Here is a 20,039-nt window from a genome sequence, read left to right on the forward strand (position 1 = left end):
GCGGGGGTCAGCCACGCGAGCAGGCTCCGCCGCCGGTCCGCCCCAGCGCGCGGCGCACGAGACCCACCGTGGTGAAGCCCGCGGCCCCCAGCAGGAGCAGGCCCGAGCTCCACCACGCCGTGAGGTTGGCCTCGTGGTTCACGTCGAAGACCTCGCGCCACCACGGCACCTGCCGCGGGCCCAGCCCGAACACGAAGGGGAGGGCGAACGACCAGGCGGCGAGCAGGACACTGACGCCGATCAGCCCGCCCGCCGCGCGCCGGGCCCAGCGGCCCTGCACACCCGGAGGCGTGGCGGGGCGGGCCGCTGCGGCGCGCGCGGTCGGGGCGGGTGCGGGGCGGGGCTCGGGTGGACGCGACATGGACACCATCTCAACACAGGGCGACGCGCGCCGGCCCCGCGATGCCCGCCCGGGCGTCGACGGGTCAGGCGGAGAGGTCCACCTCGGCCGCACGGGCGGCGCCGATGGCCGCGGCCAGCGTGGCCGTGGTGTCTCCGGACAGCGCCCCGTCCAGGGTCAGCACGGCCAGGGCGGCGCCCTCGTCGTCGCGCGAGACGTCCATGCCGGCGATGTTCACGCCCTGCACCCCGAGGGCCTGGCCCAGGACGCCGATCACGCCCGGGCGGTCCTGGTAGGCGAACACGAGCAGGTGGTCGGCCAGCGGCACCTCGAGCTCGTGCCGGTCCACACCGACGAGCTTCTGCACCTGGCGCGGGCCGGTGAGCGTTCCGGTGACGGCGGTCTGGGTGCCCTGCGCGGTCGCGGCGCGCACCGTGACGGTGTTGCGGTAGGACTCGGACACCGCGGTGGTGGTGAGGCGGCACTCGACGCCGCGCTGCTCGGCCAGCACGGGGGCGTTCACGTAGGAGACCTGGTCCGAGACGATGTCCGTGAACACGCCCTTCAGGGCGGCCAGGCGCATCGCGGAGACGTCGTGCTCGGCGATCTCACCGGCGATCTCCACCTCGACGGCCGTGATGGACTGCTCGCCCACCAGCGCGGTGAGCACGCGGCCCAGCTTCTCGGCCAGCGGCAGGCCGGGGCGCACGTCCTCGTGGATCGCGCCGCCGGCCACGTTCACGGCGTCCGGCACGAGCTCGCCGGAGAGGGCCAGGCGCACGGAGCCGGCGACGGCGACGCCCGCCTTCTCCTGGGCCTCGGCGGTCGAGGCGCCCAGGTGGGGGGTGACGACGGCGGAGTCGTGGGCGAAGAACGCCAGGTCCGTGGCCGGCTCGGAGCTGAAGACGTCGATGCCGGCACCCCCGATGGTCCCGGCCTCGAGCGCGCGGGCGAGGGCGTCCTCGTCCACGAGGCCGCCGCGGGCCACGTTCACGATGATCGCGGTGTCCTTCATGCGGGCGAACTGCTCATCGCCGATCATGCCGACCGTCTCGGGGGTCTTGGGCATGTGGATCGTGACCACGTCGGCGCGCTCGAGCAGCTCGTCCAGCTCGACGAGGCTCGCGCCGAGCTGCTGCGCGCGGGCGGTGGTCACGTAGGGGTCGTAGGCGAGGATCTCCATGCCGAACGCCTTCATGCGCTCGGCCACGAGCGCGCCGATGCGGCCCAGGCCGATCACGCCCAGCCGCTTGCCGTACAGCTCGACGCCCGTGTACTTCGAACGCTTCCACTCCCCCGCCTTCAGCGAGCCGTGGGCGGCCGCGATGTTGCGGGCGGCGGCCAGGATGTGGCCGCAGGTGAGCTCGGCGGCGGAGATGATGTTCGACGTCGGCGCGTTGACGACCATGACGCCGGCCTCGGTGGCGGCGGGCACGTCCACGTTGTCCAGTCCGACGCCGGCGCGCGCGATGACCTTCAGCTGCGGCGCGGCGGCGATCGCCTCGGCGTCCATCTGGGTGGCCGAGCGGATCAGCACCGCGTCGACGTCGCGCAGGTCCTCGAGGAGGCGGGCGCGGTCGGCGCCGTCCGTGCGGCGGATCTCGAAGTCGGGGCCGAGGGCCTCGACGGTGGCGGGCGAGAGTTCCTCGGCGATCAGGACGACGGGCTGGGCTGCGCTCACGGGTGCTCCTGGAGGTGTGGTGCGGTGGGATGGAAGGCGGGCCGGCCCGCGCTCCGGTCCGAGCCTAGACGCGTGACCGGACCGTGGCCGGAATGCGACGCCGGCCCCGAAGCGCGATGCCCGGGGCCGGCGTCGGGGGCTCAGGCGGCTCAGCGGGCCGCAGTGCCCTCGGTGTAGTCGTCGTCCGCGTCCTTGAGCCAGGAGAACATCTGGCGCAGCTCGCGGCCGGTCTTCTCGATCGGGTGGGCCTCGCCCCGGGCGCGCAGCTCCTTGAACTCGGGCGCACCGGCCTTCTGGTCGTCCATGAAGCGCTGCGCGAAGGCGCCGGACTGGATGTCGGCGAGGACCGCCTTCATGTTCTCCTTCACGTCGGGGGTGATGACGCGGGGGCCGGAGACGTAGTCGCCGTACTCCGCGGTGTCGGAGATGGACCAGCGCTGCTTGGCGATGCCGCCCTCGACCATGAGGTCGACGATGAGCTTCAGCTCGTGCAGCACCTCGAAGTAGGCGATCTCGGGCTGGTAGCCGGCCTCGGTGAGGGTCTCGAAGCCGTACTGCACGAGCTGGGAGGCGCCGCCGCAGAGCACGGCCTGCTCGCCGAACAGGTCGGTCTCGGTCTCCTCGGTGAAGGTCGTCTCGATGACACCGGCGCGGGTGCCGCCCACGGCCTTGGCGTAGGACAGGGCGAGGGCGTGGGCCTGGCCGGAGGCGTCCTTCTCGACGGCGATCAGCGCGGGCACGCCGCGGCCGGCCTCGAACTCGCGGCGCACCACGTGGCCCGGGCCCTTGGGGGCGACCAGGGCGACGTCGACGCCCTCGGGGGCCTGGATGTAGCCGAAGCGCACGTTGAAGCCGTGCGCGAAGAAGAGGGCGTCGCCCTCCTGCAGGTTGCCGGCGATGTGCTGGTCGTACACGTCGGCCTGGACCTGGTCCGGGGTGAGGATCATGATCAGGTCGGCCTCGGCGGCGGCGGTGGCGACGTCGACGACGCGCAGGCCCTCGGCCTCGGCCTTGGCGCGGGACTTGGAGCCCTCGGCGAGGCCGATGCGCACGTCCACGCCGGAGTCGCGCAGCGACAGGGCGTGGGCGTGGCCCTGGGAGCCGTAGCCGATGACGGCCACGGTGCGGCCCTGGATGATCGACAGGTCGGCGTCGTCGTCGTAGAACTTCTTCACGGTCATGCTGTTCTCCTCACGGGATGGGTGGATCGGGACGGGTCAGCGGGCCAGGGCGCGGTCGGTCATGGACCGCGGCCCCCGGGCGAGGGCGAGGGTGCCCGAGCGGACGAGCTCACGCACGCCGTAGGGCTCCATCATCTCGAGGAAGGCCTCGAGCTTGTCACGGGTGCCGGTGGCCTCGAGGGTCAGGGACTCCGGGGCCACGTCGACGACGTGGGCGCGGAACAGGTCGGCCGCCTGGACGACCTGACCGCGGGTGGCGGCATCGGCGCGCACCTTGACGAGCAGGTGGTCGCGCTGAACGGAGGAGTCGGGCGTGAGCTCGACGACCTTGATCACGTTGATCAGCTTGTTCAGCTGCTTGGTGACCTGCTCGAGCAGGTCCGTGTCGGCGTCGACGACCACGGTGATCCGGGACAGGCCCTCGACCTCCGTGACGCCCACGGCCAGCGAGTGGATGTTGAACGCGCGCCGGGCGAAGAGGCCGGCCACGCGGGTCAGGGTGCCGGGCACGTCCTCGACGAGCACGGACAGGGTGTGGCGTTCCATCGGTTGCCCTCCTCAGTCTTCCTGGTCCCAGTCGGGCGTCATGCCCCGGGCCACCTGGATCGCGTCGTTGCTGACCCCCGCGGGGACCATCGGCCAGACCATGGCGTCACGGGAGACCACGAAGTCCACGATCACGGGGCGGTCGTCGATGGCGAGGGCCTGCCGGATGGTGTCGTCCAGGTCCTCCCGGCGGTCGCAGCGCAGGCCCGCGGCGCCGTAGGCGTCGGCGAGCTTGACGAAGTCCGGCACCCGGGCGGTGTCGTGGCCCGTGTTCAGGTCCGTGTTCGAGTAGCGCCCGTCGTAGAAGAGGGTCTGCCACTGGCGCACCATGCCCAGCGAGGAGTTGTTGATCACCGCGATCTTGATGGGGATGCGGTTGATCACGCACGTGGCGAGCTCCTGGTTGGTCATCTGGAAGCAGCCGTCGCCGTCGATGGCCCAGACCACGCGGTCGGGCTCGCCCACCTGCGCCCCCATCGCGGCGGGGACGGCGAAGCCCATCGTGCCGAGGCCGGCCGAGTTGAGCCACTGGCGCGGGCGCTCGTAGGCGACGAACTGGCTGGCCCACATCTGGTGCTGGCCGACGCCGGCCACGTAGGTGGCCTCGGGGCCGGACAGGGCCGACAGGCGCGAGATCACCTCCTGGGGCGCGACGAGGCCGTCCTCGGTCTCGGTCCAGCCCATCGGGTAGGTGTCCTGCAGGCGCCGCAGCACCGCCCACCAGTCGGCGAGGTCGGGCAGCGCCTCGGTGTCCGTCGCGAGCTCGGCCACCAGGTCCGGGATGATCTCCTTGACGTCACCGACGATCGGCACGTCCGCGGTGCGGTTCTTGGAGATCTCGGCCGGGTCGATGTCCGCGTGGATCACGCGGGCGCCGGGGGCGAACGAGGGCAGGTGACCGGTCACGCGGTCGTCGAAGCGGGCGCCGAGCGTGATCAGCAGGTCGGCCTGCTGGAGCGCGGCCACGGCGGGGACGCCGCCGTGCATGCCCGGCATGCCCAGGTGCTGGGGGTGCGAGTCGGGGAAGACGCCGCGGGCGGTGAGGGTGGTGACCACGGGGGCGCCCGTGCGCTCGGCGAGGGCGCGCAGCTCCTCGTGGGCCTCGCCGCGGGCCACGCCGCCGCCCACGTACAGCACGGGGCGCCGGGCCTCGCGGATCAGCCGGGCGGCCTCGCGGATCTGCCGGGGGTGGCCGCGCAGGACGGGGCGGTAGCCGGGCAGGTCGATCCGGGGCGGCCACGCGAACTCGAACTCGCCCTGCTGGGCGTCCTTGGTGACGTCCACGAGCACGGGCCCGGGCCGGCCCGTGGCGGCGATGTGGAACGCCTCGGCGAGGGCCTGGGGGACGTCCTCGGGCCGGGTCACGAGCCGGGAGTGCTTGGTGATGGGCATCGTGATGCCCACGATGTCCGCCTCCTGGAAGGCGTCCGTGCCGATCGCGGCGGAGGAGACCTGGCCGGTGATGAACACGACCGCCTGGGAGTCCATGTGGGCGTCCGCGACGGCGGTCACCAGGTTGGTGGCGCCGGGACCGGAGGTGGCGATGGCCACGCCGACCTTGCCGGTGGCCAGGTGGTAGCCCTGCGCCGCGTGACCGGCGCCCTGTTCGTGGCGCACCAGGATGTGGCGGATCCGATCGGAGTCCATGAGCGGGTCGTAGGTCGGCAGGATGGCGCCGCCGGGCAGCCCGAACACGTCCGTGACCCCCAGCTCCTCCAGGGAGCGGATGATGCCCTCGGAGCCGGTCATCCGGGTCGGCTCGACGCGGGAGCCCTCGCCGGGCACCCGCGGCTCGACGATCTCGGGCCGGGGGGCCGGACGGCGCTCCTGGACCCGGGCGCTCTCCGTCGGGCGGGAGGCCGGCGTCGGGACCTGCGGGACCGCCGCGCGGGCGTCGCGGGGGGTCGTGCTCATGGGGTCACCTCACTGCGTTCGTCGCTGCGTGTCCGTCGCGGGGGCGTCGGACGGTCGTCGTTTGGATCCGTCGGGCGTCGGGGACCGTGGCCGCGTCGATGACGGATCGGGCCGGCGTGGTGGAGTCTGAGGTGGGGACACGGGCCGCCGGGTCCTTCGGGGGTGGTCTCAGTATCGACAGCCATGCGCCCCGTCCGCCATCGACCACCCGCCTGTCTCGCAATGTGAGATAAAGCGTCACATCGTGAGACGACCGGGCGGTCGGGGTCGGATCCCGGGCCTGCGCCCACCCTAGTCAGCCGCCGCGGGGGCGGCCGCCTTCACCCACGTTCCGTGATGGAGCACCCCGCGCACCTCGAGCTCGGGGCCGAAGACGACGGCGTCCGCTCGGCTCCCGGCTCGGAGCCGGCCGACGTCGGGAAGCCCCAGGGCGTCCGCGGGCGCGGCCGTCGCCGCCCGCAGCGCGGCGTCGAGGTCGACCCCGGCGACGACGGCGGAGCGCACCGAGCCGGTGACCGTGGCCGTGGACCCGGCGATGGCCCCGGCTGCGCCGTCCGCGCCGACCACCCGCGCGACGCCGTCGTGGACCCGGACCCGCAGCGGCCCGAGGGGGAACTCGCCGTCGCCGCAGCCGGCGGCGGCCATGGAGTCCGAGACGAGGATCCACCGCTCCCCGGCCTCCCGGGCGACCCGCCGCACCGTGGCCGCATGTAGGTGGACGCCGTCCACGATGGTCTCGATCCCCACGCGCGGGTCCTCCAGCAGGGCGACGGCCGGCCCGGGCTCGCGATGGTGGGTGGGCCGGCACGCGTTGTGCAGGTGCGTGGCCATCCGCGCCCCCGCGTCGATCGCCGCGCGCGTGGTCTCGTAGGAGGCGTCCGTGTGGCCGATCGCGACGACGACGCCCGCCTCCGCCAGCCGGCCCACCGCGTCGAGGGCCCCGGGCAGCTCGGGGGCCAGCGTGACCATCGCCAGGTGGCCCGCGCCGACCTCGACGAGGCGAGCGACGTCCTCGGGCTCCGGCGCCCGCAGCGACGCGGCCCGGTGCGCGCCGCGGTGCAGGGGCGAGAGCCAGGGACCCTCGAGGTGCACGCCGGCCAGCACCCCCTCTGCGCACAGGGGCGTCAGGGCCGTCAGCTGCGCCGCGAGCGCGTCGACCTCGTCCGTGACGAGGGAGGCCACCACCGTGGTCGTGCCCGCGCGGGCGTGGGCCGCGGCCGCCGCGCGTGCCGCGGCCGCGCCGGACTCGACGGCGTGTCCGCCGCCGCCGTGGCAGTGCACGTCCACGCAGCCGGGAGCGAGGAGGGCGTCGCCGAGGTCGTGGACGGGGCCGTGGGTGCGCGGCGGGTCCCCGGTCCCGACGGCCACCACCCGGCCCTCGGCCAGGGCGATCCAGCCGGGGCCGCCGAGGCGCTCGCCGTCATGGACGCGGTCCGCGCGCAGCACCGACGGGGACGCGGCGGCCTGCGGCGCCTGCTCGGCGCGCGGCCGGTGAGGGACCGAGGCGGGCACGGATGCACCTTCCGGGGTGGGCGGGTCGATGGACGAGGGGCGCTCAGAGGCCCTGCCAGGACGGCTTGGCCTCCCACATGTGGCGGTACTCCCCCGCGAGCTCGAGTCGCCCGGCGGCGGCCTCGTCCACGAGGACGGTCACATGCGGGTGCAGCTGCAGGGCCGTGACCGGCCAGCGCGCGCTCACGGGGCCCTCCACGAGCTGCCGCACCGCCTCGGCCTTGCCCTCGCCCCGGGCCAGCAGGACCAGGTGTCGGGCGTCGAGGATCGTGCCCACGCCCTGGGTGAGGCAGTGGGTCGGGACCTGGTCGAGGTCGCCGTCGAAGAAGCGGGCGTTGTCCCGCCGGGTCTGCTCGGCGAGCACCTTGATGCGCGTGCGGGAGGCGAGGGAGGAGCCGGGCTCGTTGAACGCGATGTGCCCGTCCGTGCCCACGCCGAGCAGCTGCACGTCCACGCCGCCGGCCTCGCGCAGCGCCTCCTCGTAGGCGGCGCAGGCGCCCGGGACGTCCGCCGCCCCGCCGTCCGGACCGTGCACGGCCTCCGGGGCGATGTCCGTGCGCACGACGAACTCCCGCTCGATCACGGTGCGGTAGGACTCGGGGTGTCCCGCGGGCAGGCCGACGTACTCGTCCAGCAGGAACGCGCGGCAGGAGCGCAGGGACAGCTCCCCGTCCCGGACCCGGCGGGCGAGCTCGTCGTAGACGGGCAGGGGCGAGGAGCCGGTGGCCAGCCCCAGGACGGCCTCGGGACGGGCCGCCACGTGGGCGGCCACCGCGTCCGCGCCGTGCCGGCCCAGGGCGGCGGCGTCGGGCAGGATGACGACCTCCATCAGCGCGCCTCCCGCCCGGGACGAGGCGCGGGTCCCCCGACCCGGGCGTCGGTCTCGTGCATGCTCATCCTCTGCTCGTCTCGGCGTGCGGGCCGACCGGGCCTCAGCCCAGGTAGGCGCCCTCGGCGGCGGAGTGCACCAGCTTGGCGTACTTGCCCAGCACGCCCGTGGTGAACTTCGGCTCCACCGGCTCCCAGGACTCGCGGCGGGCGGCGAGCTCGGCCTCGTCCACGAGCAGGTCCATGGTGCGTCCGGCGATGTCCACGCGGATGCGGTCGCCGTCCTGCACCAGGCCGATCGGCCCTCCCTCGGCGGCCTCGGGAGCGATGTGGCCGATGCACAGGCCGGTGGTGCCGCCGGAGAAGCGCCCGTCGGTGATCAGCAGGACGTCCTTGCCCAGACCCGCCCCCTTGATCGCGCCGGTGATCGCGAGCATCTCGCGCATGCCCGGGCCGCCCTTCGGCCCCTCATAGCGGATGACCACCACGTCGCCGGCGGCGATGGTCCCGTCCTCGAGGGCGTCCATGGCGGCGCGCTCCCGGTCGAAGACGCGCGCGGTGCCCTCGAAGACGTCCGCATCGAAGCCGGCGGACTTCACGACAGCGCCCTCCGGGGCCAGCGAGCCGTGGAGGATCGCGATGCCGCCGTTGGGGTGCAGCGCGTCGTCCATGGTCCGGATGACCTTGCCGTCCACCGGGTCCGGATCGAGCGCGGCCAGGTTCTCGGCGAGGGTCTTGCCGGTGACGGTGAGGGTGTCCCCGTGCAGCAGGCCCTCGTCCAGCAGGGCCTTCATGACCACCGGGACGCCGCCGATGCGGTCCACGTCCGTCATGACGTACTGACCGAACGGCTTGAGGTCGGCGATGTGCGGGGTGCGGTCGGCGATGCGGTTGAAGTCGGACAGCTGCAGGTCCACGCCCGCCTCCCGGGCGATGGCGAGCAGGTGCAGCACGGCGTTGGTGGAGCCGCCGAACGCCATGGTCACGGCGATCGCGTTCTCGAACGCGGGCTTGGTCATGATGTCCCGGGCCGTGATGCCCTGGCGGAGCATGTTCACCACGGCCTCGCCGGAGCGGCGCGCGAAGGCGTCGCGGCGGCGGTCCGCGGAGGGGGCGGCGGCGGAACCGGGCAGGGACATGCCGAGGGCCTCACCGATGGAGGCCATGGTGTTGGCGGTGTACATGCCGCCGCAGGCGCCCTCACCCGGGGCGATGGACTTCTCGATGCGGAGCAGGTCCTCCTCGGACATGAGACCGCGGGCGCAGGCGCCGACCGCCTCGAAGGCGTCGATGATGGTCACCTGCCTCTCGGTGCCGTCGGTCAGGCGGGCCACGCCCGGCATGATCGAGCCTGCGTAGACGAACACGGACGCCAGGTCCAGGCGGGCGGCGGCCATGAGCATGCCCGGCAGCGACTTGTCGCAGCCGGCGAGCAGGACGGAGCCGTCCAGGCGCTCGGCCATCATCACGGTCTCCACCGAGTCCGCGATCACCTCGCGGGAGACGAGGGAGAAGTGCATGCCCTCGTGGCCCATGGAGATGCCGTCCGAGACGGAGACCGTGCCGAACTCCAGCGGATATCCACCGGCGGCGTGGACGCCGTCCTTCGAGGCCTGGGCGAGGCGGTCCAGGGAGAGGTTGCAGGGGGTGATCTCGTTCCAGGACGACGCGATGCCGATCTGCGGCTTGCCGAAGTCCTCGTCCCCCATGCCGACCGCGCGGAGCATGCCGCGGGCGGCGGTGCGCTCCATCCCGTCGGTGACGTCGCGCGAGCGCGGCTTGATGTCGGGAGCGGCGGACGGGGTGCTGGGAGTCGACGCGGCGGAGTCCATGCCGCGGAGTCTAGTGAGCACGGCGCCACCGGGCCGACGCGACGTCCCCGTGTGACGGGTGCCGCGGCATGACACGTGCGGACGGGTCCGCGTACGTTGGGCCCATGGACACGCCCACCCTGCACAGACGGCTGCGCCGCGTCTTCGATGCGCGCGTGTTCAACCACGGCGACTACAACGTCGTCTACGGCCAGCCCTCGGGCTCCTCCTCCCCCCTCGTGATCGGCTACCGCCACCAGCCGCTCGAGATGCTGCTGTGCCCGTTCGACCCCACCTCCACCCCGGACGACCACGACCGCCGCGCGCCGGGCGTGGCCGAGGACGACCCGCACGGCCCGGTGACCGAGGCCTCCGCGGACCGCGCCGACGTCGTCGAGGTGGGCCTGGCCAACGTGGCCACCGTGGCGGACACGGGCAGCGGCTATCAGGTGGAGACCGTCACGGGCTTCCGGACGTGGTTCGACGTCCCGGAGCACACGCGGGTGCCGGTGGGCGACCTCACGGAGGACGGCACCGCGGAGCTCGACCAGGCCGAGGACGCCACCGACTTCCACGCCTTCATGACCGCCTTCATGAACGAACTGGACCGCCTCTACGCGACCCCGGAGACGGACGCGACGGACGTCACGCCCCCCGATTTGCACGGCGTCTGAAACCCCTGGTAGGGTTTCACCTCGTTGCACGGCGCACCGGAGAGATCCGAGAGGCGGTGCGGCACCTGCACCTCTAGCTCAACCGGTAGAGCATCTGACTCTTAATCAGCAGGTTCCGGGTTCGAGTCCCGGGGGGTGCACCCACCGGAGCGAAGGCCCCGTCTCCACGGAGACGGGGCCTTCGTCGTCCCCGCTCCCCGCCCGGGCCCACCGTAGGCTGGGGCCCATGACCGACACGACCCAGCACCGCCTCCAGCCCGGCGACACGGCGCCCACGTTCACCCTCCAGGACCAGGAGGGCCGGCCCGTCTCGCTGCGCGACAGCGCGGGCAAGCACACGATCGTCTACTTCTACCCGGCCGCGTCCACGCCCGGCTGCACCACGCAGGCCTGCGACTTCCGGGACAGCCTGGCCTCCCTGACCGCGGCCGGCTACGTCGTCCTGGGGATCTCCCCCGACCCGATCGGCAGGATCATCCGGTTCGCCGAGCAGGAGGGCCTCACGTTCCCCCTGCTCTCGGACGAGGACCACGCGGTGGCCGAGGCCTACGGCGCCTGGGGTGAGAAGAAGAACTACGGGCGGACCTTCGAGGGTCTGATCCGCTCCACGATCGTCGTCGGCCCGGACGGGAAGGTCACCCACGCGCAGTACAACGTGAAGGCGACCGGCCACGTGGCGCGACTGCGCCGCACCCTCGGCCTCGACGAGGCCTGATCCCCGCCCGACGCGCCCGGGCGCCGCACGGTAGGATCGGGCCTCGCCCCGCCCGCGCGGGGTGTGCGCGGGCGTGGCGGAACTGGTAGACGCGCTGGATTTAGGTTCCAGTGTCCTGGACGTGGGGGTTCGAGTCCCCCCGCCCGCACTCCCCGGGCCCGCCCGACCCCGACGTCACCTGCCACAGGAGGCCGCCATGCAGCCCACTCGCCGCGCCTTCCTCGGCGGGGGCCTGGGCCTGCTCGGCCTGGGCGTGGCCGGCTGCGCGACGTCGCCCGCGGCGCCGTCCTCCGCCGCCCCGACCTCCTCGGGCCCGGGCCGGCTGCTCGTGGTCGGCGCCCCGGCGCGGGCGCTGACGCGGGACCCGGCCCGCGCGCTGGACGTCGAGTCCTTCCGTCTGATCCGCCAGGTCTTCGAGACGCTGCTCGGCGTGGACGCGGACACCGGCGCCCCCACGCCCCGCCTCGCCGAGCGGCATGAGGAGTCCGACGGCGGCCGCCTCCACACGTTCCACCTGGTCTCCGGGGTGGTGTTCGACGACGGCGAGCCGTGCGACGCCGCCGCCGTGGTCGCGAACATCGAGCGGTGGGCCTCCGCCCCCGCGCCCGTGGACGGGACCGTCGCCCCGCCCTCCTCGTTCGTCTCGGCCTTCGGCGGATACGCCGGGGACGCGGACTCCGCCTTCGCCGGCGTCGAGGCCCGCGGAGAGCTCGAGGTGCGGCTGCGCCTGCACTCCCCCCGCCGTCACCTCGCGGCCGCGCTGGCCTCGCCGGCCTTCGCGATCTCCTCGCCGGCCTCGTGGGACCGCACGGTCGACGTGGACGGCTCCGAGGTCACCACCCCCGCCGGCACCGGCCCCTACCGCTGGGCCGACGCCGCGGAGACCGCCGAGCTCACGCGCGCCCACCCGGGCGCCTCGGGCGCGACGATCCTGGTCCCCAGCGCCCGCCACCGCGGCTCCGATCCGGCGGCGTACCCGGTGGCCGTGCAGGCGTGGGGCCGCGCCTCCGTGCGCCTGCGGGAGCTGCGGCGCGGCACGGCGGACGTGATCGACGTCGTCGCCCCCGGCCAGCTGCGCCCCCTCGTCGAGGCCGGCACCCAGGTGCTGCCCCGGGACCCCCTGGGCGTGCTCTACGTGGGCATGAACCTGGACCACCCGCGCGTGCGCTCGCAGTACCTGCGCCAGGCGATCGCGTACGCGGTGGACCGCCCGCGCATCGCCGGCAGCGACGTCTTCCTCGAGGGCACCCGCCTGGCCCACGACCTCGTCCCCCCCTCCCTCGGCGTCGGCGACGAGGAGGCGCGGCGCTACGACGTCAACCCGGGCCGGGCCCGCGAGTTCCTCGGCCTGGCGGGATACGACGGGGAGCCGTTGGAGTTCCTCTACCCGGCCGGCACGGCCCGCCCCTCCCTGCCCGAGCCGGAGCGGGTCTACGCGATGGTCGCCCGCGACCTCGGCGCGGTGGGGATGCACATCGTGCCCGTGCCCGTGCCGGAGGACCAGGACTACCTGCACGCCGTCGTCTCCCGACCCACCCGAGCCCTGCACCTGATGGGCCGCACCGGCGACTACCGCGACCCGCACGCGTTCCTCGAGCCCTTCGCGCGCTCGGGCCGCGCCGAGACCGGCTACCGCAACCCGCGCGTCGTCGAGGACGTGGACGCGGCCGCGGCCGAGACCGACGACGACGCGCGCCGCGCCCTGTTCCGCCGCGTCGTCCGGGCCATGGCCCTCGACCTGCCGGCGCTGCCGCTGGTCTATCCGATCTCGGCCCTGGCCACCGGCCCGCGCGTGGCCTCCTACCCGACGTCGCCGCAGCTGGACGAGCCCTTCTCGCGCGTCAGGCTGACCGAAGGCTGAACGCACCGGTAGTACAGTGGGAGATCACGGCGCCCGGCCCGACCGCCACTGCTCGGCCTGGTCGCACTGCGCCCACCCGCCGTCGTTCTGCTTCAGGAGTTGACCGTGCCCACCACCTCGTCCACCGCCACCCACGACGTCGTCCTGATCGGCGGCGGCATCATGAGCGCCACCCTGGGCGTGCTGCTGCAGAAGCTCGAGCCCACCTGGTCCATCGCCCTGTACGAGAGCCTCGATCAGGCCGGCCTGGAGTCCTCCGACCCGTGGAACAACGCGGGCACCGGCCACGCCGCCCTGTGCGAGCTGAACTACTCGCCCATGGACAAGAACGGACGGGTGGACGTCACCAAGGCGCTGGGCATCAACGAGCAGTTCTGGACCACCCGCCAGTTCTGGTCCTCCCTGGTGGCGGACGGCACGCTCAAGGACCCCAAGTCCTTCATCAACCCGCTGCCGCACATGTCCTTCGTGTGGGGTGACGACCACGCGGACTACCTCCGCACCCGCTATGAGGCCATGTCCGCCCAGCCGCTGTTCGCCGGCATGGAGCACAGCGAGGACCCGGAGCAGATCCGTGCCTGGGCCCCGCTGCTGATCGAGGGCCGTGAGCCGGGCCAGCGCCTGGCGGCGTCCCGCAACACCGGCGGCACCGACGTCGACTTCGGCTCCCTCACCCGCCAGCTCATCACGGCCATGGCCGGCGCCGGCGCCGAGGTGCGCTTCGGTCACAAGGTCACCGGCCTCACCCGCGGCACGGACGGCCGCTGGGAGGTCAAGGTCAAGAACAAGGCCGCCGGCTCCGAGCTCGTGGACCGCGCCCGCTTCGTCTTCGTCGGTGCCGGCGGCGGCGCCCTGCCCCTGCTGCAGAAGTCCGGCATCCCCGAGGCCAAGGGCTTCGGCGGCTTCCCGGTCTCCGGCCAGTTCCTGCGCTGCACGGACGAGTCCGTGGTCAACCAGCACATGGCCAAGGTGTACGGCCAGGCCGCCGTCGGCGCCCCTCCGATGTCCGTGCCCCACCTGGACACCCGCTTCGTCAACGGCAAGCGCTCCCTGCTGTTCGGCCCCTACGCCGGGTTCTCCACGAACTTCCTCAAGACCGGCTCCTACCTGGACCTGCCGCTGTCCGTGCGCCCGCACAACCTCAGCACGATGCTGGACGTGGCCAAGGACAACATGGACCTGACCAAGTACCTCGTGACCGAGGTGCTGAAGTCCCGGGACAAGAAGATCGACGCGCTGCACGAGTTCTACCCGGAGGCCGACGGCGGCGAGTGGGAGCTGATCACCGCGGGCCAGCGCGTGCAGGTGATGAAGCGCAAGGGCCGCTTCGGCGGCGTCCTGCAGTTCGGCACCGAGGTCGTCACCCACGCGGACGGCTCGCTCGGCGGCCTGCTCGGCGCCTCGCCCGGTGCCTCCACCGCGGCCCCCATCATGGTGAAGCTGCTCGAGCGCTGCTTCCCCGCGAAGATGGCCGGCTGGGACGGCACGCTCAAGGAGCTCATCCCGTCCCTGGGCCACACGCTCAACGACGACCCGGCGCTGCTGGACGAGGTCCGCACCGCCACGGACGCCGCACTGAAGCTGGCCTGACGCCGTGATGGGAGCGCTCGCACGGTTCTCACTCGGCCGGCGGGCGCTCGTGGCGCTCGTCACCGTGTTCATCGCGGTGTTCGGCGTCCTCTCCGCCGGGCAGCTCAAACGGGAGCTGATCCCCCCGCTCGAGCTGCCCGTCATCTCCGTGTCGACGCTCTACCCGGGGGCGTCCCCCGAGGTCGTGGACGCGCAGGTGGGAGAGCCCCTCGAGACGGCCCTGCAGGCCGTGGAGGGGCTCGAATCCTCGCGGTCCACGTCGCAGTCCGGCTTCAACGCGGTCCAGCTGGAGTTCGCCTACGGCACAGACCTGAACCGGGCCCGGTCCCAGGTGGACCGGGTGGTCGCCAACCTCGGGCCCCAGCTGCCGGAGGAGGCGGAGACCTCGTCCTTCGCGGGCTCCGTCTCCGACTTCCCGGTGGTCTTCCTCGCCCTGTCCGGGGACGAGGACCTCAACACCCTGCGCCGCCGCGCCGAGGACGTCCTGGCCCCGCGGCTGCAGAAGATCGACGGCGTCCGGGGCGCCGACGTCCTCGGCGGCACGGACGAGAACGTCTCCGTGGTCCCGGACCCGGCCGCGCTCGCCGCCGCCGGGCTGACCACCTCCGACATCACCGACGCACTCGAGGAGAACGCCGGCCTCTTCCCCGTCGGCCAGGTCACCGAGGGCGCGACCACCTATCCCGTCCAGGCGGGCGCCGCCGTCGAGGACCTCGAGGGCCTGCGCGGGATCGTCGTCGCTCCCTCCGGCGACGGCGAACCGCGCACCCTGGACGAGGTCGCCGACGTCACCCTCGTGGCCGCGGCCCCCACGTCCCTGACCCGCACCGACGGGGTGCCGACGCTGTCCGTCTCCGTGACCGCGACCCCGGACGCCGACCTCGTGGCGGTCTCGCAGGCCGTGCGCGACGCCCTGCCGGAGCTGGCGTCCCTGGTCGGCGGCGGCGCGGACCTGACCGTGGTGTTCGACCAGGCCCCGTTCATCCAGCAGTCCATCGACACGCTGTTCCAGGAGGGCCTGCTGGGCCTGGCGTTCGCCGTGCTGGTGATCGCCGTGTTCCTGCTCTCGGTGCGCTCCACCCTCGTCACCGCCGTGTCCATTCCGCTGTCCCTGCTGGCCGCCCTCATCGGGGTCGCGGCCTTCGGCTACTCCCTCAACACGCTGACGCTCGGGGCGCTGACGATCTCGATCGGCCGGGTCGTGGACGACGCGATCGTGGTGGTGGAGAACATCCGCCGGCACCTCGGCCTGGGCGCCGACCGGCGCACCGCGATCCTCGACGGCACGCGCGAGGTCGCCACCGCGATCACCGCCTCCACCCTGGTCTCCGTGGCCGTGTTCCTGCCCATCGCCTTCGTGGGCGGCCTGGCCGGCGAGCTGTTCCGGCCCTTCGCCGTGACCGCCACGGTCGCCCTGCTGGCCTCCCTCGTCGTCGCCCTGACGATCGTGCCGGTGCTGTGCTGGTGGTTCCTGCGCGCCCCGCGGCGCGGGGCCGAGACCACGGCCGCGCCCGCCGTCCCCGGCGACCGGCCCGTGGCGGCCGGCGGATGGCTCACCCGGGCCTACCGCCCGGTGCTGCGCTGGACACAGCGGCACACCGTGGTCACCCTCGCCGCCGCCCTGGCGCTGCTGGCCGGCACGGCCGCGCTGGTCCCGCTGATCCCCACGAACCTCCTGGGCGACTCGGGACAGAACTCGTTCGTCGTCACGGCGGAGCAGGAGCCGGGGACGTCGCTGGAGACCACGGCCGCCGCCGCCGAGCGCATCGAGCGGGTGCTGCTGGACACCGACGGCGTCGAGACGGTCCAGTGGACGGCCGGCACCACCGCCGGTCCGATGGGGGCCTTCGGCGGCTCCTCGGCGGACCGGGCGCGGTTCACGGTGGTGACCGACCCGGATGCGGACCAGGTGGCCCTCCAGGACGGGGTGCGCGCCGAGCTCACGGGTCTCGACGGCGTGGGCGACGTGTCCGTCTCCACACAGCAGGGGCCGAGCGGCGGCCAGGACATCGAGGTGGCCGTCTCCGCCCCCGACCCGCAGGCCCTCACCGCGGCCGCCGATCAGGTCGCCGAGGCGCTGCGGCCCGTCGAGGGTGCCCGCGAGGTGACGACGCCGGCTTCGGACCTGCGCCCGACGTTCCAGGTGGACGTGGACACCGTCGCCGCCGCCCGGCTCGGCCTGACCGAGGAGGCGGTGGCCGGCCAGGCCGCCGCCGCCCTGCAGGCCGTGCCCGTGGGCGACGTCCGCTTCGGGTTCGAGAGCTTCGCGGTGCAGCTGGGTGACCCGGAGCCGGTCGAGTCCCTCGACGCCCTGCGCCAGGTGCCCGTGGAGACGGCCGAGGGGCCCGTGCCGCTGGGGGACCTCGCCGAGGTCTCGCGAGTGCCGGTGCCCGCCCGGGTGACGTCCTCGAACGGCGAGCGGACCGCCGTCGTCACGGTGACCCCGGACGACGAGGACCTCGGGGCCGTCTCGCGCCGGGTCACGCAGGCCGTGGCGGAGCTGGACCTGCCCGAGGGCGTCACCGCGGCCGTGGGCGGCGCGGCGGAGCAGCAGGCGCAGACGTTCCGGGACCTCGGACTGGCGCTGCTGGCCGCCGTGGCAACCGTGTACGTCGTGATGGTGGCGACGTTCAACTCGCTGCGCCAGCCGCTCGTGCTGCTCGTGTCGATCCCCTTCGCCGCCACGGGCGTGTTCCTGGCGCTGCTGGCCACCGGCACGCCGCTGGGACTGTCCACGATGATCGGGCTGCTCATGCTGGTGGGCATCGTGGTGACGAACGCGATCGTGCTGATCGACCTGATCAACCAGTACCGCCGCGACCGCGGCATGACCCTGGACGAGGCGATCGAGGTGGGCGCGCTCAACCGCGTGCGCCCGGTGGTGATGACGGCCCTGGCCACCGTCCTGGCCATGACCCCGATGGCCCTGGGCATCACGGGGCACGCGGGGTTCATCTCCCAGCCCCTCGCGGTGGCCGTGGTGGGCGGCCTGGTGTCCTCCACCCTGCTCACGCTCGTGCTCGTGCCCGTGCTGTACCGGCTCACCGAGGTCCGCGGGGAGCGCCGCCTGCAGGAGGAGCGCCGTGTCGCGGCCGAGCGGGAGGCGCAGCGCGTCGCGGCCGAGCGCGCGGCCGAGCAGGCGCGCCGGGCTGAGGAGCGTTGGGCGGCCCCGTCCGAGCTCGACGCCGGACGCCTCGGCCGACTCCGGCAGCGCCTCCGCCGGCGGTGGCGCCGGGCCTGACCTCACGCGTGGCGCGGGCCGGGGCGGCGGGGCGCACCCCCGTCGCTCAGGCGCCGTCGTGCACCGCGAGGCTCGAGCCGCGCCGGTCCTTGCGCACCTCGAGGCGCACGCCGATCTCCTGCCTCATCCGTTCGACGTGGGAGACGAGGCCCACGGTCCGGCCACCGGTCCGCAGGGTGTCCACGACGTCCAGGACGTCGTCGAGGGTGTCCGCGTCGAGCGAGCCGAAGCCCTCGTCCACGAAGAGCGTGTCCAGTTCGATGCCGCCGGCTTCGGCCTGCACGGTGTCCGCGAGCCCCAGGGCGAGGGCGAGGGAGGCCATGAAGGTCTCGCCGCCCGAGAGCGTGGCCGGGTGGCGCGTCTCGTCCACGTAGTGGTCCCGGATGACGAGTTCGAGGCCCTTGTTCCCGCGCCCGCCCACGGCGTCGGAGTACTCGATCGAATACCGCTGGTCCGTCATGGCGAGCAGACGCTCGGTGGCCGCGGCGGCGACCTCCTCGAGCCGCCCGGCGAGGACGTAGCTCGTCAGGGGCATCTTGAGCAGGTTCTCCCCGCCGCCGCGGACGAGGTCGAGCAGCCCCCGCACCCGCGTGTGCTCGGCGATGAGCCCGGCGGACCGCTCCAGGACCTCGGTCAGGGCGGCTGACTGGCGGCGCACCGTGGCGACGAGTGAATCGAGTCGCCCGACCGCCGTCGCCCGGGACGAGCTCGCGGCCTCGGCCGCGGCGAGCGCCTCGGCGGCGGCGCGGGTCTGCTCCTCGGTCGGCGGCTCGACGCCCGCCTCGGCGAGGGCGCGGCCCCGGCGGACGGGCTCGCTCGCCTCGAGCTCGGCGAGGCGGGCCCGTTCGGCGTGCCACTCCTGCACGGCGGCCGTGCGCGCGGCGGCCTCCGTCTCCTCGAGGCGGGCCGCGCGCGCCGCGTCGACGTCGTCGAAGTGCTGTTCGGCCAGCGCGGCGGTGAGCGCCTGGTCGGTCTCGTCGGCGACCGCCCGGGCGCGCGCGTCCTCGTCCTGCGCCGCAGCGAGGGCGGCCAGGACCCGGCGTGCGGCGGTGACCTGGTCGCGGCGGGCGTCGAGGGTCTCGGCGTCACCGCGGGCGGCCTCGACGGCGTCCCGCAGCTCGGTCAGCCGGGCGGCACGGTGGGCGGCGGCCTCGGCGAGCCGACCGTCCTCGGCCGCGAGCGCGGCGGCGGTCTCGTCGGCCCCGGCGAGCGTCTTCTCGGCGGCGGTCAGCCGCCGGCGGTCCGCGGCGAGGTCCTTCGCCGCCTGGTCCAGCGCGGCCCGTTCGGCCTCGGCGCGCTCGAGCGCCTCTCGCGCGGCCTCGGGTGCGAGCCCGGCGGCGGCCTCGCGCGCCGTGCGGAGGGTCTGCTCGGCGGCGCGCAGGGCGGTCTCGGCGTCGGTCGCGGCCCGGTCGGCCGCGGTCCGGGCCTGCTCGGCGTCCCGCACGTCCGCCTCGGTCACCGTGGTGTCCGCGGTGGCGGCCGGGGCCGGGTGCTCGGGCGAGCCGCACACGGCGCACGGCTCGCCGGGCACGAGCCGCTCCGCCAGTTCGGAGGCGGCCTGCTCGTACCGGGCACGCAGCAGACCGACGTGCCGTTCGGCGGCCTCGCGTCGCCGCTCCTGTGCCTCCCGGTGGGCCCGGGCCGCGGTCTCTGCCTCGACGGCGCGGGCGGCCGCGGCCTCGGCGGCCGTGCGGCGAGCGGCGGCCTCGGACACGGCGCGGTCCACGGCCTCCCGGGCGCCGAGACGCTCGGTGCCGCGTTCGACGGCCGCGCGGTGTGCCGCGACGGCCGCCTCACGCTCGGGGCGGGACTCGACCAGGGCGGCGCGGTCGCGGCCGATCTCGGCCCGACGCTCCGCCGCGGCGGCCGCCTCCTGCTCCAGCTCGCCCATCCGGGCACGGTCCTGGACGGCGCGTGCCACCGCCTCCGCGGCGCGCTCGGCCTCCCCCAGCGCCTGGCGGGAGGCGGGCGCGTCGGCGGCCCCGTCCGCCCGGGCGGCGGCGAGCCACGCCGCCGCGGTCGGCTCGTCCTCGACGTGCGCCAGGGCCTCCGTCACCGTCTCCGACGCGGTGCCGGCGGCGTCCGCCGCCGCGGTGGCCCGCTGGGCGGCCGCGAGCACCCGCCCGGCGCGCTCATGGGCGTCGA

14 protein-coding genes and 2 tRNA genes are annotated in these 20,039 nt (G+C 74.4%); 7 read left to right on the top strand and 9 right to left on the bottom strand.

Annotated elements, in window-relative coordinates; genetic code table 11:
* Positions 1-7: 7 nt before the first annotated feature.
* The 8 genes from ACZ1IK_RS04110 to ilvD all read right to left on the bottom strand — a co-directional run bounded on the left by ACZ1IK_RS04110 (position 8) and on the right by ilvD (position 9,834).
* On the bottom strand, positions 8-361 hold the full coding sequence (locus tag ACZ1IK_RS04110; protein ID WP_223247527.1) for a hypothetical protein: 354 nt from the start codon (positions 359-361) through the stop codon (positions 8-10).
* Between the two features lie 64 nt (positions 362-425).
* Complete coding sequence (gene serA / locus ACZ1IK_RS04115; RefSeq protein WP_036382106.1) at positions 426-2,021, bottom strand: phosphoglycerate dehydrogenase; 1,596 nt, start codon at positions 2,019-2,021, stop codon at positions 426-428.
* A gap of 149 nt (positions 2,022-2,170) precedes the next feature.
* The gene (ilvC, locus tag ACZ1IK_RS04120; protein WP_010078979.1) at positions 2,171-3,202 is read right to left on the bottom strand and encodes a ketol-acid reductoisomerase; all 1,032 of its coding nucleotides are present in this window, start codon (positions 3,200-3,202) and stop codon (positions 2,171-2,173) included.
* 36 nt (positions 3,203-3,238) lie between these two features.
* Positions 3,239-3,748, bottom strand: coding sequence for an acetolactate synthase small subunit (gene ilvN, locus ACZ1IK_RS04125; protein WP_002854209.1), 510 nt, complete (start codon positions 3,746-3,748; stop codon positions 3,239-3,241).
* A gap of 12 nt (positions 3,749-3,760) precedes the next feature.
* A complete protein-coding gene (locus ACZ1IK_RS04130) occupies positions 3,761-5,662 on the bottom strand; it encodes an acetolactate synthase large subunit (protein ID WP_465098350.1) in 1,902 nt (633 codons plus the stop codon).
* Between the two features lie 291 nt (positions 5,663-5,953).
* Positions 5,954-7,174: an N-acetylglucosamine-6-phosphate deacetylase gene (locus ACZ1IK_RS04135; RefSeq protein ID WP_119217398.1), complete on the bottom strand. Its 1,221-nt coding sequence runs from the start codon at positions 7,172-7,174 to the stop codon at positions 5,954-5,956.
* Positions 7,175-7,217: 43 nt separating this feature from the next.
* Positions 7,218-8,003 carry a glucosamine-6-phosphate deaminase gene (gene nagB / locus ACZ1IK_RS04140; RefSeq protein ID WP_036382115.1) on the bottom strand — a complete coding sequence of 262 codons (786 nt, stop codon included), beginning with the start codon at positions 8,001-8,003 and terminating at the stop codon, positions 7,218-7,220.
* Between the two features lie 103 nt (positions 8,004-8,106).
* Positions 8,107-9,834 carry a dihydroxy-acid dehydratase gene (gene ilvD, locus ACZ1IK_RS04145; RefSeq protein WP_036382119.1) on the bottom strand — a complete coding sequence of 576 codons (1,728 nt, stop codon included), beginning with the start codon at positions 9,832-9,834 and terminating at the stop codon, positions 8,107-8,109.
* A gap of 104 nt (positions 9,835-9,938) precedes the next feature.
* On the opposite strand from ilvD, the gene ACZ1IK_RS04150 reads away from it, so the two are divergent.
* The 7 genes from ACZ1IK_RS04150 to ACZ1IK_RS04180 all read left to right on the top strand — a co-directional run bounded on the left by ACZ1IK_RS04150 (position 9,939) and on the right by ACZ1IK_RS04180 (position 17,894).
* Complete coding sequence (locus ACZ1IK_RS04150; RefSeq protein ID WP_465098351.1) at positions 9,939-10,487, top strand: hypothetical protein; 549 nt, start codon at positions 9,939-9,941, stop codon at positions 10,485-10,487.
* Positions 10,488-10,554: 67 nt separating this feature from the next.
* A tRNA-Lys gene (locus ACZ1IK_RS04155) sits at positions 10,555-10,627 on the top strand.
* Positions 10,628-10,713: 86 nt separating this feature from the next.
* On the top strand, positions 10,714-11,202 hold the full coding sequence (gene bcp / locus ACZ1IK_RS04160; protein ID WP_101967174.1) for a thioredoxin-dependent thiol peroxidase: 489 nt from the start codon (positions 10,714-10,716) through the stop codon (positions 11,200-11,202).
* A gap of 67 nt (positions 11,203-11,269) precedes the next feature.
* Positions 11,270-11,350, top strand: a tRNA-Leu gene (locus ACZ1IK_RS04165).
* Between the two features lie 48 nt (positions 11,351-11,398).
* Positions 11,399-13,063 (top strand): ABC transporter substrate-binding protein, encoded by a 1,665-nt coding sequence (locus tag ACZ1IK_RS04170; protein ID WP_135040005.1) that lies wholly within the window; start codon positions 11,399-11,401, stop codon positions 13,061-13,063.
* 99 nt (positions 13,064-13,162) lie between these two features.
* Positions 13,163-14,653, top strand: coding sequence for a malate:quinone oxidoreductase (locus tag ACZ1IK_RS04175; protein WP_220478808.1), 1,491 nt, complete (start codon positions 13,163-13,165; stop codon positions 14,651-14,653).
* A gap of 7 nt (positions 14,654-14,660) precedes the next feature.
* Positions 14,661-17,894: an efflux RND transporter permease subunit gene (locus tag ACZ1IK_RS04180; RefSeq protein WP_134416607.1), complete on the top strand. Its 3,234-nt coding sequence runs from the start codon at positions 14,661-14,663 to the stop codon at positions 17,892-17,894.
* A 46-nt stretch (positions 17,895-17,940) separates the two neighbouring features.
* On the opposite strand, the gene ACZ1IK_RS04185 is transcribed toward ACZ1IK_RS04180, so the two are convergent.
* On the bottom strand, positions 17,941-20,039 hold a 2,099-nt coding region (locus tag ACZ1IK_RS04185), incomplete at its 5' end, for an SMC family protein (protein WP_465098352.1).

It is taken from the genome of Micrococcus sp. CS26 (genome assembly GCF_055522295.1).

Coding starts and splice junctions, on each gene's coding strand:
- ilvN (WP_002854209.1), bottom strand. CDS start 3,748: ATGGAACGCCACACCCTGTCCGTGCTCGTCGAGGACGTGCCCGGCACC.
- ilvD (WP_036382119.1), bottom strand. CDS start 9,834: ATGGACTCCGCCGCGTCGACTCCCAGCACCCCGTCCGCCGCTCCCGAC.
- bcp (WP_101967174.1), top strand. CDS start 10,714: ATGACCGACACGACCCAGCACCGCCTCCAGCCCGGCGACACGGCGCCC.
- ACZ1IK_RS04150 (WP_465098351.1), top strand. CDS start 9,939: ATGGACACGCCCACCCTGCACAGACGGCTGCGCCGCGTCTTCGATGCG.
- ACZ1IK_RS04130 (WP_465098350.1), bottom strand. CDS start 5,662: ATGAGCACGACCCCCCGCGACGCCCGCGCGGCGGTCCCGCAGGTCCCG.
- nagB (WP_036382115.1), bottom strand. CDS start 8,003: ATGGAGGTCGTCATCCTGCCCGACGCCGCCGCCCTGGGCCGGCACGGC.
- ACZ1IK_RS04110 (WP_223247527.1), bottom strand. CDS start 361: ATGTCGCGTCCACCCGAGCCCCGCCCCGCACCCGCCCCGACCGCGCGC.
- ACZ1IK_RS04170 (WP_135040005.1), top strand. CDS start 11,399: ATGCAGCCCACTCGCCGCGCCTTCCTCGGCGGGGGCCTGGGCCTGCTC.
- ilvC (WP_010078979.1), bottom strand. CDS start 3,202: ATGACCGTGAAGAAGTTCTACGACGACGACGCCGACCTGTCGATCATC.
- ACZ1IK_RS04180 (WP_134416607.1), top strand. CDS start 14,661: ATGGGAGCGCTCGCACGGTTCTCACTCGGCCGGCGGGCGCTCGTGGCG.